Consider the following 14008-nt stretch of genomic DNA (forward strand, 5'->3'; position numbering starts at 1 on the left):
AATTGGAAAAACTAAATTCAATATAAATACAATCGTCGATTTAAGCGGCGGTCAATACCCCTGGGGATACCTGCTTGGGCAGAATATCAATTAAATCCTCCGTGGCACAGTAGCGCAAATCATCCAGGCGATCGAGCTTCAGTAACCGCTGGCCATGGCTAGCCAATTCAAACAGTCCCAACAGATTGTCCTGCCATTGGCGGTAAAGACTTAAAGCTGCCGTTACTTCATCGTTGCCTTTGGTGAATTCCACCCCCTTTTCTGTGAGGTAGGCGGCGATCGCCCCGGCACAAACTGTATCCTCTAGGGAGTAACCTCCTTCCCAACCGGAACCTAGCAGCCACAAGGTTTTGGGCTGGTTTTTGACCAGATAATCTGCCGCTGCACCCCGATTAACCAAAGAAGCTGTGATGAGTTGGGGGCAATTTTCCACCCGTTGTAAAGCTCGGGTGCCGTTGGTGGTGGATAGAAATAATCTTTTCCCCATCATCAGTTCTGGCGTACAATCAAGGGGGGAATTACCCAGGTCATAGCCTTCTACCATGGCCCCGCCCCTTTCCCCGGCCCGGAGGCGTTTTTCCTCTGGCCAAGCCGCACTGGTGGCCAACAAATCATTCAGGGAACTGAAAACCTGTACCGCCTCCGCTCCAACTTTGAGTGCCGTGGCAATGGTGGTGGTGGCCCGCAGGACATCAATAACCACTGCGCAATCGGGCAATGGCTGATCTGGTGTTAATTCCGGCGTGTGATAAACAAAAATTTCCACAGGATTCAGCGGACTGTTTGGGGAATGAACAACCTTCCCATCTTATCGGTAGTAGGCCAACCCCGCAGAAGAATTGGCCGATTTTTCTGGGGTCGGGGCCCAGGGGAGAGTCCAATGGGCTTTAAACTGGTGTTCGGTGGCGATCGAGGGCAAAACCCGGCCAGAATGCTGGAGATTAACCAGGCTTTGTTGGGCAGACCCTAGATTTCCCCCAACTTTCCAACAACTTCTGTTTGTCCTAGATTTTTAGCAAAAATTTTCCCATGGCAATTTCAACTCCGGAGGTGACTCCCAATTTAAGCGACAGCAATGGCAATGAAGCCAGTGCCCAAACCCAATTCACCATCCAAGAAATTAGTGACCTATTGCCCCACCGCTATCCCTTCGCCCTGGTGGACCGCATCATTGATTTTCAGCCAGGTAAATCCGCCGTCGGTCTGAAAAATGTCACCATTAACGAACCGTTTTTTCCGGGGCATATTCCCGATCGCCCAATTATGCCTGGGGTATTGATTGTGGAGTCCATGGCCCAGGTGGGGGGGGTGATTTTAACCCAACTGCCGGGGATGCGGGGGAAATTTTTTGCCTTTGCCGGCATTGACGGGGTGCGGTTCCGGCGACCGGTGGTACCGGGGGATCAACTGATCATGACGGTGGAGTTGCAATCCTTTAAAATGCAACGCATTGCCAAAATGCAGGGGGAAGCCCGGGTGGATGGACAACTGGTCTGTGGCGGTGAAATGCTCTTTTCCCTGATTGATTGAGTAAAACTGGCAAAAATGGGCATTTAAACGTCCTCCTCAATGTTTATGTTCGTTTTTCTCTCTAAACTTTTGCCCCTATTCCTCTATCCCCTGGGGTTGGTTTCGTTGCTACTGCTGGGGATCGGTTTTTGGAGTTGGCGACAACAGTCGGGGATGCAATGGCTCGCCTTGACAGCATTGGCAATTTTGCTGGTCAGCGCCAATAGCTGGGTCAGTGATGCCCTCCTACGAACCCTGGAGTACCGATATTTACCGACGGAGGATTTACCCGAGGCTCCAGTCATTGTGGTTTTGGGGGGAGGACTTTACCAAGCCACCTATCCCCGCCAATTTCCGGAAGTGGCCGAAGCTGGCGATCGGGTTATTTACGGCGCCCAAATTTACCAAGAGGGCAAAGCACCCTACATCATTGCCACCGGAGGCAGAATTCCTTGGCTGGGTACAGTGGCCAGCTCAGAAGCGGAGGATATGGCCCTACTGCTGCAACGGCTGGGGGTACCCAGGGAAGCCATTATTAAAGAAGAGAAATCCCTTAATACCAGGCAAAATGCAGTTTTTACCCAGAAAATCCTCCAGCAACGGGGCACAAACACCATTATCCTAGTTACCTCTGGTTACCACATGCCCAGGGCCAAAAGAGTGTTTGAAAAGTTGGGTATCAATGTCATCCCGGCCGCCACTGACTTTTTGAGTCAACCGTTGGGCAGAAATAATTTCAACCTTGCCAACGTTATCCTTGGTTTTATGCCCGATGCCAAAAGCTTGCAACTGACCACCATGGCTCTGAAGGAATACCTAGGGTTGGTCATTTATAAACTGCAGGGTTGGGCTTAGCATGGGCTTTGGGTTTTTGCTCTCCCCCCAAAAACTAAGCTGGAATTCCATCAGTTTTAGTTAAAACTCGATTGAGTTTGCCGCTCTGGTAGCCTTCCAAGTCCAGGGTGACGTACAGGAAACCTAAGTTTTGAAAGGTTTGCACCAATTCCCCTAGGGACACAGCTTGCACAAACTGTTGGATCTGTTCTGGGGGCAATTCAATGCGGGCCAAATTTTGCTCTGAGCGTACCCTGACCTGGGGATAACCGAGACGACGGAGATAAATTTCTGCCCGGCCGACCCGCTGTAGTTTTTCCACTGTAATTTCTTCGCCGTAGGGAAAACGGGAACTCAAGCAAGGCTGGGCTGGTTTATCCCACCAAGGCAAGCCCAATAATTGGGAAAGTTGCCGCACTTCTAACTTACTAATTTGCAATTCGGCCAATGGCGATCGCCCTCCCCGTTCCTTCGCCGCTTGGATGCCGGGGCGATAATCCCGTAGATCATCCCCATTGACCCCATCAATGACGTAGCTATAACCCCGAGCCAAAGCTAAGGGTTTGAGGGTGTCGTGGAGTTCACTTTTGCAAAAATAACAGCGGTTTTCGGGGTTGGCCGTGTAGTTGGGGTTGGCCATTTCATTGGTTTGCACCAATTCGTGGGTAATGCCAATCCATTCGGCCTGGGCCTGGGCATCTTCCAATTCTTCTGGCAATAGGGAAGGGGAAACGGCGGTGATGGCCACGGCATTGGCCCCCAATACGTCGTAGGCTACTTTCGCCACTAGGGTGCTATCCACTCCACCGGAATAGGCAATTAAAGCCCTGTCTAACTCCTGAAAGAATTGCCGCAGATTTTCGAGTTTGCTTTCTAACATGGGCATTGGCGATCGCCATTATTGTCGTCGAAGTTGATTTTACGGTGCTTTATCAACCCACTTCTCACCGTAACAAAATAATCGAATCTGTGACGGGTAGAGATATGCGGCCAAAAATTGCCAGGAAAGACAGTTTTTAACTAGGATGCAACGCCAAAAATTCACTTGTTTGGAGCTATTGCTAAAATGGCTCTGCGCCATGCCCAGTCCATTTGTAAATCAGAAAATATTATTCTCACCTGGAAAAAATGATAGAAGTAGTTGTCAGGTGGTAACTACGGAGTGAAAGTGGAGCTTGGGTTACTGGAGAGAACAAGTAGGATTGACAAAGTGTTAAACCAAAAACCACAGAATTGATATGTGTTATGGAACATTCTGGTTTGTACGAGCAGGACTTTTATGCCTGGACCCAGAGCCAAGCCCAAGCTTTGAATAATCAACAGCCGTCATTACTGGATTGGCAACATCTCAAAGAGGAGATAGAAGCTTTGGGAAGGCAACAATATCGTGAATTGGTCAGCCGTTTGGCCGTTTTACTGGGTCATTTATTAAAGTGGGAATTACAGCCGGAACAGCGTTCCCGCAGTTGGTTTCTTACTATTCGAGAGCAACGTCGGGCCATTCGTCGTCATCTACTCCAGAACCCTAGCTTAAAGTCCCGTTTACCCCAAGCATTGGAGGATGGCTTTGAAGCGGGGGTGGATCTAGCTTTACGGGAGACCAACCTGCCTATTCGTGTCTTTCCTGAAGTCTGTCCCTATCCATTAGCAAGGGTTTTACAAGAAAATTTCCTTTGTGATACCAGTCAGGACTGGAGCTAGGGTGAGGGCAAGAAAACTGGGTTCGATGTCAACTAGGCTCTTCCCCAGGGGTTAGCCAAAGAGTGAAAGTGGAGCCTGGGCGATTCCTATTGGCAGATAAACCATTGGGGCTAGTGACAGTAATTTTGCCCCCCATTTGGGCTACTAGATCCGCCACGATCGCCAAGCCTAAACCTGTGCCGCCAATAGGCCCCTGGGCTTGGGTTCCCCGATAATTGCGCTCAAAAATCCTTTCTTGATCCTCCTGGGGAATGCCATAACCCGTGTCGGCGATCGCCAATGTGACCCAATCCGTGCCAGAAGATCGGCCGGTTTCTAAGGCAAGATTAACTTCTACCCGGCCACCGTTGGGAGTGTATTTAATGGCATTGTCTAAAAGATTATTAACCACTTCCCGCAAAGCTAAACGGTTAGCAATCACCAGGGCATCAATCAAAGCAATTTGGGCCGTTAAAGTAATATTTCTCTCGGCGGCGATCGCCTGATGGGCCAACAAAATAGGGGGCAAAACTTCCGTTAGGGAAAAACTGCCCAGGGACATAGTTTCGTCATGATCCGCCGGAGGCAAAACCTGGATTGTGGCCGCTGGATCGCTTGGCAAAAGGGGCACTGTCTCAGGGTCTTGATGTTGGCTCGCTTCAAAGCTTTGTAACAACTCCTGGAGATGTTCCCCTTGGCGGACAATGCCTTCCACCACCTGTTGACTTTTGTCGTCCCCCTGCCAACGTTTGAGCAGTAGCTTACTAAACGTTTTTAGGGCAGTGAGGGGATTGCGGAGTTGGTGCAAGAGGTCAGCCCAATGTTGTCGCTCCCACTGGTATTGTTGATTTTGCTCCTCCCAGGCCTGGCGGTACCAATCCTGTTGTTGATCCAATAGGCAGGCCACCGCTAAGGATTTGGCGATCGCCTCCAACTGCACCATTTCCTCCCCATGCCACTGGCCCTGACTGCGATGAATTACCAACAGTCCCACCATTTCTTCCCCGTAAACCAGAGGTAAAACCAAGCGTTTGTCCGCATCGAAGGGGGGAGGCTCCAACCGACTGCGGCGACTTAACTGACCCACCCCCACGGGAACCGCCGGCAAAGACAAATCGTCTGTCGGGGGAGACGATTCCCCTTGTGGTAGACTAATTAACCCATAACTTTGCGATTCAGCTACTGTTGGACTATGGGAAACCACCAACGGTACCAACCCCTGCTCCGTTTCTTCTTGGTTTAGATAAACGCCACACCAGTCCACCTGCAATCCCTGTTGCAAAAGCCTAACCTGCGACTGACAAAGGGCAATTAACCCAGCACTGGGGGAATACATTGATGAAATGGAACCAGCCATGGAGCTTATGGTGGGGCCAGGCCCCGGAAGAAATGTTAAGAAATATTAAGATTTAAATTGGTCTATTTATGGCCCTGGGGGGCAGTTTTGGGGGTGAAACCCTACCTAAATGGTGTTTAGAATCAGCGATCCCCTTAGCACCGCAAGGGCTGGAGAGGCTTGATATTTAGAATTAGACCGGATATAATCGACACGGCTTTTGTAACTATCATTACAGCATATCGCTGAAATAGGAGGTAACTGGGTTGGCACGCAAACGCAAACGGAAGAGTCGTCGTCGTCAAGAAGGTCGTAAGATTTTGGAGCTTGTTCCTCAGTTTAATATTGAAAGCGGCGAGGATAAGCCCGTCACGGCCGCTCGTCGCTACATCCAAGCTAACGAAATTCAGCCCCCGGCCTTGCTCATTGTAAAACGAAACGAGCACACCACTGATCGATATTTTTGGGCCGAGAAGGGATTGTTTGGGGCCCAGTATGTGGAAGAGAATCATTTTCTGTTCCCCAGTCTGCGGGAGTATCAACTTCCCACCCCTAGCACTAAAACCCCTGTAGGTGCTGGGAGCCGTTAACTGAACGGTTTCTAAGCAATGGCAAAAACAGACTAAATCGGTTTTATTGGGGCTGACTTTCCTTAGCGGGTTAGATCCGAAGTAGGTTTTGGGTACAAACTCTGCCTAAATTCGGAGGAAGGAGTGGTTAGTTTTCGTTTCCATTCTTACCCAGAAAGCTCTGTCTCGATCAGATCCTGTCATGTTTTGGCAACTGAGTCCACTCTAGCCTCCGGGTTGGGGTGGCTGTTGCTAAGCATTAATAATCCTGATCATCCTTGCCGCCACAGTTCGGCCTAGCCAAGGAAATTGAGAAATTGCTGGATGACAAAGGCGTTGGCAATGTCAATGAAGAAAGCTCCCACCAGGGGCACAACGATGAAGGCCTGGGGGGCAGCACCGAACTTTTCTGTCACTGCGGTCATATTGGCGATCGCCGTGGGGGTAGCCCCCAGGGTTAAACCGGAATAGCCGGAGGAGATCACCGCCGCGTTGTAGTCCTGGCCCATGAGAGGGAAAACAACGACAACGGTGTAAATTACTGTGGCCATAAATTGGACTAGGAGGATAATGGCAATCACTCCACCAATGCCAGCCAAAGTCCAGAGTTGTAAGCTCATCAGGGAAATGGCCAGGAATAGTCCCAAACTAACGTCGGAAATTAAAGCTAGGGAAGGGGTTTCCGCTGGCCAAGGAAATTGTTTGAACACGAGGGGAATGGTATTGGTGAGAATGATACCTGCCAGCAAACAGGAGACAAAGGCCGGCAACATCAGTCCCAGACCGGCGATCGTCACGTTGAGTTCAAAGCCTAAGCCGATGGTTAGACCAATGACCAAAATGGATTGGAGCATGGTGTTGTAGTCAATTTGCACATTCTCCTGGTCCCGCCGGATGCTAATGGTTAAATCTTCGCCGTTGGCATCCGGTTGTAATTGGTTACGAATGATTAAAAATTTGGCGATGGGCCCTCCCACAATGCCCCCAAACACCAAACCAAAAGTGGCGCAGGCTATGGCAATTTCCGGTGCGTTGGTAATGCCGCTCTGGTAAAAAAGGGGAGACCAGGCGATCGCCGTACCATGGCCGCCACTGAGGGAGATGGAGCCGGAGAGTAAGCCCACCGGTAACGCCTGTCCCAACAACGAAGCCATGGCAAGTCCGACTAAGTTCTGCACCACTAAAAAGCCCACCGCCAGCCCCAACAGAATTAACAGGGGTTTTCCACCCTGGAGCAAAGTTTTGAGTTTAGAAGAGAGACCAATACAGGTAAAGAAAATAATTAAAAAAGCATCCCGAATGGGAAAATCAAAGGCTATTTCTGTACGAAAAATTCCATAAATTAGCCCGAAAAAGAGAGAAGCCAATACCCCACCGGAAACGGCATCGGGGATGTTAAAGCTCTGCAAAAATTTGATTTTTTTAGTGAGATATTTGCCAACGTAAAGCACTAAAATTGCGACAATAATTGTTTGGCGTACGTTGAGTTGAATGGTTTCCATAATCGCGCATCTTAACCTCTACAAAGCCATTGGTCTAGGAGGGTAAAGGCCCAAACCTAGGCCCAGGACAGAATGGTATACTAACAAGCCTGTAATCAACTGGGCTTAGGAGATCTTGGTCGTCGTGGCATCCCCATACAACGCTGGTGAAATCGAGCAAAAATGGCAACAAAGCTGGGCTGAATGGGGACTGGACAAAACCCCTGTCGCCTCCGATTTGCCCAAATTTTATGCCCTCTCCATGTTTCCCTATCCTTCCGGGAATCTCCACATGGGCCATGTGCGTAACTACACCATCACCGATGTCATTGCCCGGCTGAAAAGGATGCAGGGTTATCAGGTGCTCCACCCCATGGGTTGGGATGCCTTTGGTTTGCCGGCAGAGAATGCTGCCATTGAGCGGGGGATTCCCCCCAAGCAGTGGACGGAAAAAAATATTGCCCAGATGCGGGCCCAATTACAACAGTTGGGGCTTTCCATCGATTGGGAACGGGAAGTGGCCACCTGTGCCCCGGACTATTACCGTTGGACCCAATGGTTATTTCTGCAATTTTTCCAGGCTGGTCTGGCTTACCAAAAAGAAGCCACCGTCAATTGGGACCCCATTGATCAAACCGTGTTGGCCAACGAACAGGTTGATGGGGAAGGGCGATCCTGGCGATCGGGAGCCATGGTGGAGCGCAAATTATTACGGCAATGGTTTTTAAAAATTACCGATTACGCTGAAGCCCTGTTAAATGATTTAGATAAGCTTGATGGCTGGCCGGAACGGGTCAAACTGATGCAATCCCATTGGATTGGTAAATCGGTGGGCGCCTATCTGGAATTTCCCCTCAAAGACAGTGATGAAAAAATTGCCGTTTTTACCACCCGCCCCGATACGGTGTACGGCGTCACCTATGTGGTTTTAGCGCCAGAACACCCTTTAACTAAAGTAGTGACCACAGCGGCTCAAAAGCAAACAGTGGCAGATTTTGTGGCTTTGATGGCCAAGGAAAGTGAAATTGAACGGACAGCGGAAGATAAACCAAAACGGGGCGTTAGAACCGGCGGAGTAGCCATTAATCCCTTTAACGGTAAAGAAATTCCCATTCTCATTGCCGATTATGTTTTATATGAATACGGCACCGGGGCAGTGATGGGGGTGCCAGCCCATGACCAACGGGACTTTAAATTTGCCCAGGATAACCATCTCCCCATCCAAGTGGTGATTGTTCCCGACGATGCTGATAACAATGATGTAGAACTAGGGGCAGCCTACACGGAAGCCGGGGTAATGGTTAACTCGGCCCAGTTCACCGGCATGGCTTCCCCCAAAGCAAAAGAAGCCATTATTAAGTTCGCGGAAGATCATGATTATGGCCGCGCCAAGGTGCAATATCGTCTGCGGGATTGGTTGATTTCTCGACAACGGTATTGGGGCTGTCCCATTCCCATTATTCATTGCGATGACTGTGGAGCGGTGCCTGTACCAAGCCAAGATTTGCCGGTGGAGTTACCGGATAATGTGAAATTTTCTGGGCGGGGCCCTTCTCCCCTAGCGAAGTTGACGGATTGGCTGAATGTGCCCTGTCCAAAATGCGGTAAACCAGCCCGGCGGGAAACGGACACCATGGATACTTTCATTGATTCTTCCTGGTATTTCCTGCGTTATGCCGATGCCCAAAATACCGAGTTGCCTTTTGATGGGGAAAAAGTTGCCCACTGGTTGCCGGTGGACCAATATGTGGGGGGCATTGAACATGCTATTTTGCATTTGCTTTACTCCCGCTTTTTCACTAAGGTTTTGGCCGATCGCCAATTAATTGCGGTCAAAGAACCGTTCCAAAAATTATTAACCCAGGGCATGGTGCAGGGCATTACCTACAAAAATCCCACCACAGGTAAATACGTGCCGGCCAAGGATTTGCAAACGGGGCGACAGGTAATTGATGCCAAGGATCCCAAAGATCCCGATAGTGGTGAACCGTTACAGGTTTTCTACGAAAAGATGTCCAAGTCCAAATTTAATGGTGTTGATCCCCAGGAAGTGCTGGCTAAGTATGGAGCGGATACGGCCAGGATGTTTATCCTCTTTAAAGCCCCTCCAGAAAAGGATTTGGAATGGGATGATGCGGACGTGGAAGGGCAATTTCGTTTTCTCAATCGGGTTTGGCGCTTAGTGACCGACTACATTGGCGATCGCCCAGAAACATTGACTAGCAATGACCCTTTAACTAAAGCGGAGAAAGATCTACGGCGAGCTATCCATGGGGCCATCAAAGAAGTGGCGGAGGATTTGAACGACGATTATCAGTTCAACACCGCCATTTCTGAAATGATGAAACTCAGTAATGCCCTGATAGCGGCCACGGACTTAACCCCTTCCCCCGTTTATCAAGAGGGCATTGAAACCCTGCTGTTACTCCTTGCTCCCTTTGCGCCCCATTTGACAGAGGAATTGTGGCACCGTTTAGGTCGTACTGACTCCATTCACCAACAGTCCTGGTTGCAGGCAGACTTCACAGCCCTAGTGTTGGACGAAATTACTTTGGTGATCCAGGTGCTAGGCAAAACCCGTGGTACCATCACCGTTCCCGCTGGAGCCGACAAAACCCAGTTGGAGGAATTGGCCCGTAATTCCGATTTAGCCCAACGTTATTTGGCCGGCAAAACCATCAAAAAGGTGATTGTGGTGCCGGGGAAATTGGTCAATTTTGTTATCACCTAGACCTGATTTTGGGGAGGAATTGCACCATGAAAAAAAGTACTGGCCGGCAAGTTACTAGGTCAAAGCAAGAGTTGGTAATCAGATCTTTTTTTGGCTTGTTTTTCGTAGCTCTGGCGATCGCCATCCTGGTGTTATCCACACCGGCCAATAGAATGGGCTCCTTATTTGCGGCCTTCATCATCGGTGGTTTGGGGATAGATGAGTTGATTAGTCTCCGTCTGCACAGGCGATCGCTCCTATCCCGCATTGGGCCATTACCTTGAACTGAGGATAATTCCCCCCGGCGACTGTCTGAATACTAGTCGAGATGGTCTTTTTTCGATGTTGATGCAGACATCGGCAATGTGAATATGGGTTACATTTTTCATTAGCCATATTTACCAAACTAATTTGCCCTGATCGTCTTTGTAACCAATGTCGACTCTTTATGTCAGTTACAGCGTTGAATCACTGCTTTATGCCGCTTGGGAATTGAGTCAGGATTTGACCGATGATAGCGGCTGGCAAATTGTTACTCCTAACCGCAATGCTGCCGATACTTTAGAAGTTCCAGCCTTTTCCCTGCAGCAATTGGCCTGGGATATTCTCAAAATTAGACAAGTTCAAGCTAAGGTCGCCTCGCGCCTAGTTGTCCAACATTATTTACGGGAAACGTTACAACAGACCCTCGAGTTGCAGGATCTGGATGGAATGGCAAGAACTTGGCAACCAACGATTGAAGCTATTCTGCGGAGTCAACCTGATTTTTGCCCAGTGTCTGACTGGTCTGAACGAGCACAGAAAGTATTCAACGTTGCCCAGATTTATCAGAAACTTTTACGTGGTGAAGGTTGGATTGATCAAAATCAACTTTTCTGGGAGGCGATTAAACAACAATCTCAGCGGCGACGTTTAGTGATCTATGGTTACTTTAATCTCCGTCTCGATGAATTGGCGTTTATCGAGGCGATCGCCGATGAAAATAGTGTTTTATATCTGCTGGATGGAGAATCACACTTTTTTGCGCCCCAGAAAAAGTTTAGGCAACACCTAAAACAAAATGGTTGGGCAGAAAGAAAGTTAACTGATCAAGAAAACCTATCCACACCTTGCAGATTTCTTTCCCAGGTATTTCTCGGAGAGTCTGCTATTTCCCCGGAGCCAGACCAGAAACCACAAATATCAGCTCAGGTTTATCCGAACCAAGAGGCAGAAGCTCGGGGAGTTTTAGCTCAAGTTAAACAGCTTCTACACCAAGGAGTATTAAGCCGAGACATGGTGATTGTAGCCGCCAATGATACAGAATGGGGCGATCGCCTGATGGATATTGCCTGGGAATATGGCATTGCCTTGCGGTTGCCCTACACCATTCCCATTGCGGAAACCCGAGTGGGGGCTTGGGTCAAGTTACTGTTAGAGGTCTTGGATCAGCAATGGACATTTGAGCTAGCGGCCCGCTTTTTTCAGCATCCGTTAAGCCGCACTTTGGGGAGTAATCTGTGGGCACAATTCCAACAATCTCGACCCACGGATTTTGAAACTTGGCGATCACTCATTCTGGCTGAACATGACATTGATATTTTCCCGATGCAGTTGCCTTTGGAGGCTTCCCGCCCTGAGTGGTTAACCCATTTTCAAACCATCTTCGATCTGTTTCAGGTTCGGCAACAGGCAAGGCGCTGGGCCAAGGAAAGTCTGGCTTATAAAAATTGGACTGAAGGGTTACAGGAATTGCCCGAACTGGGAACGGAGACGATTACCTGGGCCCAATTTCGGGAAGAAATGTTAACCCATTTGAATTTGCTGCAGACCGTTGCGGGGCCGGGACGGGAAGGCATTGAACTTCATAATCCCCGTTCGATTGTCGGGGCACAGTACGACTATGTTTTTGTCATTGATGGCCGGGAAGGCAATTTACCCAAGCCGATTGTTAACGATGCAGTCCTAGATTTTTATGAACGTCAGCAGTTACAAAGCCAGGGTATTCATTTAGCCAGCGCAATGGAATCGGCTCAAAGCGAAACGTTTGATTTTTATACCCTGCTCCAAACCCCTAAAAAATCCTTCATTTTTTCCTACGCCAAAACCTTTCCCCGTCATGGTTCCTACAAACAATCTGAGCCATCTTCCTATTTTCAACGCTTGGGTCTTATCCCTGAGCCAACCTCCTTGCCAATTATTCCCAGTCCTGAAATTGCCCGACAGATTTATCTCCGGCGATCTCACGGAGATCCGCTTGGGACAGATGACGTTTTAACCAAAGCCATTCATGCTTGGCAAGTTGAACAACAGCGGGAAAGCAGTGAGCCACCGAATGAATATGACGGCGTGGTGGGAATGCCCTTTAATTATGAAGATCATTGGTTTAGTGCCTCCCAACTAACCCAATTGGGCCAATGTCCCTTTAAATGGTTTGCCAATAAATTGCTCAAGTTAGGGGAAATTGAAGAGGCGGACTCAGAGCTTGATTCCGCTTTAAAAGGATCGCTTTATCACAAAGTACTTGAAATTGCCCTAAGTGATTATCAAAAAGATTCGACGATTAACCTGATTGATGATGACAAGCTTATGGAATGGTTTCAGCAGGCAGAAAAATATATTGCCGAGGAGAAAAAAATAGAGGTGACGAACTTTCGGGCTTGGGATCATCAACGTCAGGAATTAATCAAAATTCTCAAACGAGCAATGTTGCAGCCAGACTTTTTACCTGAACCAGTGGAAATATTAGCCCTAGAGCAAGAATTTGCTGGTGAAATTGAAGCGTTAAAAGTAAAAGGCTATATTGACCGAATTGATCGCCGTGAGGAGGGTCTTGTTCTGATTGATTACAAATCTGGGGGGACACTACCTAAAGGCATCAAAGATCAAGAGGACAAAGCCAAAATAGATTTGCAATTACCGCTTTACAAAGCCGTAGGGGGAGCATCTTTATATCCAGGTGAGCACGTTGCCAAAACGCTGTATTACTCCCTCAGTAAAGCTAAAGATATTTCTCCCAGACAGGTTATTTCCGAAACAGAACTCCGGGAAATTCTTGAAGGGTTCAAGCAGCACTTTCAGACAGGAACTTACCCCGTTTCCCCAGATCGAGACCGGGATGCTTGCCGATATTGCACAAATGAATTGGTTTGCCGTCAGGGCGATCGCCTACAAAGGAAGGGGGTTTAACTGAAGCGGTCTAAAAATATTCTTGGCGTTACAATTAGAATGTTACGAAATGGATTTAGTACCAAAAGATCGTCATTACCGCTAATAATAAAATCCGCTTCACCATTAACGGCTAATTCTAAAAATTGATTATCCTTAGCATCTCGACAGACATCTATTTTCTCCTTAATCACATCAATAAACCTTGCCTTACGAAATAAAGACCATATAAAAATATCTCTTTTCTCAGCAGACAAGTAGCGCCTAAACTTAGGGCGACTTAACACTTCGTTTAATTCATTTACGATAGAATAGGACATCAAAAGTGTTCCTGTAGTAAAAGCCGAATTAAAGGCCTGCCTAGGAACTGAGTGGGCCGAAAGAACCGCACTGACTAAAACGTTAGTGTCAAAAACATAACGTCTACTCATCGTCTAACAGCGACTCTAAAATTGCAGGAGTTAATCCTTTTTCTTCGGCTTCCTTGCTGATGTCATCCATAATCTCTAATAGTGAAACATCAGAATTTAACGAGTTCTTCATCTGAAGACTAAGAAAAAATGTTAACTTTTCCTTTTCCTGAACTGATAAACTTGCGAAAGCATCTGCTGTTTTAGCATCAACAGGAATGGTCAGGGAAATAGACATTGTAAGTTATTCCTTAACTGGGCGATAGAGCCAATTCTAGCATTGCTCTTCCTAAGAGGACGCTGGATAAGCCCTCCCTTAGCCCCTATTCCAT

General features: G+C 48.2%; 14 protein-coding genes. 8 read left to right on the top strand and 6 right to left on the bottom strand.

The window, feature by feature from the left end; all coding sequences use genetic code 11:
* Positions 1–40: 40 nt before the first annotated feature.
* The gene (locus tag IQ217_RS04565; protein WP_194019076.1) at positions 41–766 is read right to left on the bottom strand and encodes a 2-phosphosulfolactate phosphatase family protein; all 726 of its coding nucleotides are present in this window, start codon (positions 764–766) and stop codon (positions 41–43) included.
* A 263-nt stretch (positions 767–1029) separates the two neighbouring features.
* Between IQ217_RS04565 and fabZ the strand changes: the two genes are divergently transcribed.
* Both fabZ and IQ217_RS04575 read left to right on the top strand, forming a co-directional pair.
* Positions 1030–1530: a 3-hydroxyacyl-ACP dehydratase FabZ gene (gene fabZ, locus IQ217_RS04570; protein ID WP_199309713.1), complete on the top strand. Its 501-nt coding sequence runs from the start codon at positions 1030–1032 to the stop codon at positions 1528–1530.
* Positions 1531–1575: 45 nt separating this feature from the next.
* Positions 1576–2364 carry a YdcF family protein gene (locus IQ217_RS04575; protein WP_194019124.1) on the top strand — a complete coding sequence of 263 codons (789 nt, stop codon included), beginning with the start codon at positions 1576–1578 and terminating at the stop codon, positions 2362–2364.
* Between the two features lie 34 nt (positions 2365–2398).
* Here the strand turns inward: IQ217_RS04575 and larE are convergent, their stop codons facing one another.
* Positions 2399–3223 (bottom strand): ATP-dependent sacrificial sulfur transferase LarE, encoded by an 825-nt coding sequence (gene larE / locus IQ217_RS04580; protein WP_194019125.1) that lies wholly within the window; start codon positions 3221–3223, stop codon positions 2399–2401.
* 5 nt (positions 3224–3228) lie between these two features.
* On the opposite strand from larE, the gene IQ217_RS19185 reads away from it, so the two are divergent.
* Complete coding sequence (locus IQ217_RS19185) at positions 3229–3363, top strand: hypothetical protein (RefSeq protein ID WP_265583338.1); 135 nt, start codon at positions 3229–3231, stop codon at positions 3361–3363.
* 225 nt (positions 3364–3588) lie between these two features.
* Positions 3589–4044 (top strand): DUF29 domain-containing protein, encoded by a 456-nt coding sequence (locus IQ217_RS04585; RefSeq protein WP_194019077.1) that lies wholly within the window; start codon positions 3589–3591, stop codon positions 4042–4044.
* A 28-nt stretch (positions 4045–4072) separates the two neighbouring features.
* Here the strand turns inward: IQ217_RS04585 and hik2 are convergent, their stop codons facing one another.
* Positions 4073–5380: a two-component system sensor histidine kinase Hik2 gene (gene hik2, locus IQ217_RS04590; protein ID WP_194019078.1), complete on the bottom strand. Its 1308-nt coding sequence runs from the start codon at positions 5378–5380 to the stop codon at positions 4073–4075.
* Positions 5381–5625: 245 nt separating this feature from the next.
* Between hik2 and IQ217_RS04595 the strand changes: the two genes are divergently transcribed.
* Positions 5626–5949 (top strand): DUF3155 domain-containing protein, encoded by a 324-nt coding sequence (locus IQ217_RS04595; protein ID WP_190598492.1) that lies wholly within the window; start codon positions 5626–5628, stop codon positions 5947–5949.
* A 275-nt stretch (positions 5950–6224) separates the two neighbouring features.
* Here IQ217_RS04595 and gltS read toward each other — a convergent pair whose 3' ends face one another.
* Positions 6225–7430, bottom strand: a complete 1206-nt coding sequence (gltS, locus tag IQ217_RS04600) for a sodium/glutamate symporter (RefSeq protein WP_194019079.1) — start codon at positions 7428–7430, stop codon at positions 6225–6227.
* A gap of 124 nt (positions 7431–7554) precedes the next feature.
* Here gltS and leuS point away from each other — a divergent pair, with 124 nt between their 5' ends.
* The 3 genes from leuS (at position 7555) to IQ217_RS04615 (ending at position 13287) form a co-directional block, all read left to right on the top strand.
* Complete coding sequence (gene leuS, locus IQ217_RS04605; RefSeq protein WP_194019080.1) at positions 7555–10140, top strand: leucine--tRNA ligase; 2586 nt, start codon at positions 7555–7557, stop codon at positions 10138–10140.
* Between the two features lie 26 nt (positions 10141–10166).
* On the top strand, positions 10167–10403 hold the full coding sequence (locus tag IQ217_RS04610) for a hypothetical protein (protein ID WP_194019081.1): 237 nt from the start codon (positions 10167–10169) through the stop codon (positions 10401–10403).
* Between the two features lie 151 nt (positions 10404–10554).
* On the top strand, positions 10555–13287 hold the full coding sequence (locus IQ217_RS04615; RefSeq protein ID WP_194019082.1) for a PD-(D/E)XK nuclease family protein: 2733 nt from the start codon (positions 10555–10557) through the stop codon (positions 13285–13287).
* Here the strand turns inward: IQ217_RS04615 and IQ217_RS04620 are convergent.
* On the bottom strand, positions 13284–13697 hold the full coding sequence (locus IQ217_RS04620) for a putative toxin-antitoxin system toxin component, PIN family (RefSeq protein WP_194019083.1): 414 nt from the start codon (positions 13695–13697) through the stop codon (positions 13284–13286). The two genes, IQ217_RS04615 and IQ217_RS04620, sit on opposite strands and share 4 nt — an antisense overlap.
* A complete protein-coding gene (locus IQ217_RS04625; RefSeq protein ID WP_194019084.1) occupies positions 13690–13914 on the bottom strand; it encodes a hypothetical protein in 225 nt (74 codons plus the stop codon). The genes IQ217_RS04620 and IQ217_RS04625 overlap by 8 nt, the downstream gene beginning before the upstream one ends.
* Positions 13915–14008 lie beyond the last annotated feature (94 nt).

Origin of the sequence: Synechocystis salina LEGE 00031 (genome assembly GCF_015207985.1) — a bacterium.
GTDB lineage: Bacteria > Cyanobacteriota > Cyanobacteriia > Cyanobacteriales > Microcystaceae > Synechocystis > Synechocystis salina.

Coding starts and splice junctions, on each gene's coding strand:
- fabZ (WP_199309713.1), top strand. CDS start 1,030: ATGGCAATTTCAACTCCGGAGGTGACTCCCAATTTAAGCGACAGCAAT.
- IQ217_RS04575 (WP_194019124.1), top strand. CDS start 1,576: ATGTTCGTTTTTCTCTCTAAACTTTTGCCCCTATTCCTCTATCCCCTG.
- larE (WP_194019125.1), bottom strand. CDS start 3,223: ATGTTAGAAAGCAAACTCGAAAATCTGCGGCAATTCTTTCAGGAGTTA.
- IQ217_RS04585 (WP_194019077.1), top strand. CDS start 3,589: ATGGAACATTCTGGTTTGTACGAGCAGGACTTTTATGCCTGGACCCAG.
- hik2 (WP_194019078.1), bottom strand. CDS start 5,380: ATGGCTGGTTCCATTTCATCAATGTATTCCCCCAGTGCTGGGTTAATT.
- gltS (WP_194019079.1), bottom strand. CDS start 7,430: ATGGAAACCATTCAACTCAACGTACGCCAAACAATTATTGTCGCAATT.
- IQ217_RS04610 (WP_194019081.1), top strand. CDS start 10,167: ATGAAAAAAAGTACTGGCCGGCAAGTTACTAGGTCAAAGCAAGAGTTG.
- IQ217_RS04615 (WP_194019082.1), top strand. CDS start 10,555: ATGTCGACTCTTTATGTCAGTTACAGCGTTGAATCACTGCTTTATGCC.
- IQ217_RS04620 (WP_194019083.1), bottom strand. CDS start 13,697: ATGAGTAGACGTTATGTTTTTGACACTAACGTTTTAGTCAGTGCGGTT.
- IQ217_RS04625 (WP_194019084.1), bottom strand. CDS start 13,914: ATGTCTATTTCCCTGACCATTCCTGTTGATGCTAAAACAGCAGATGCT.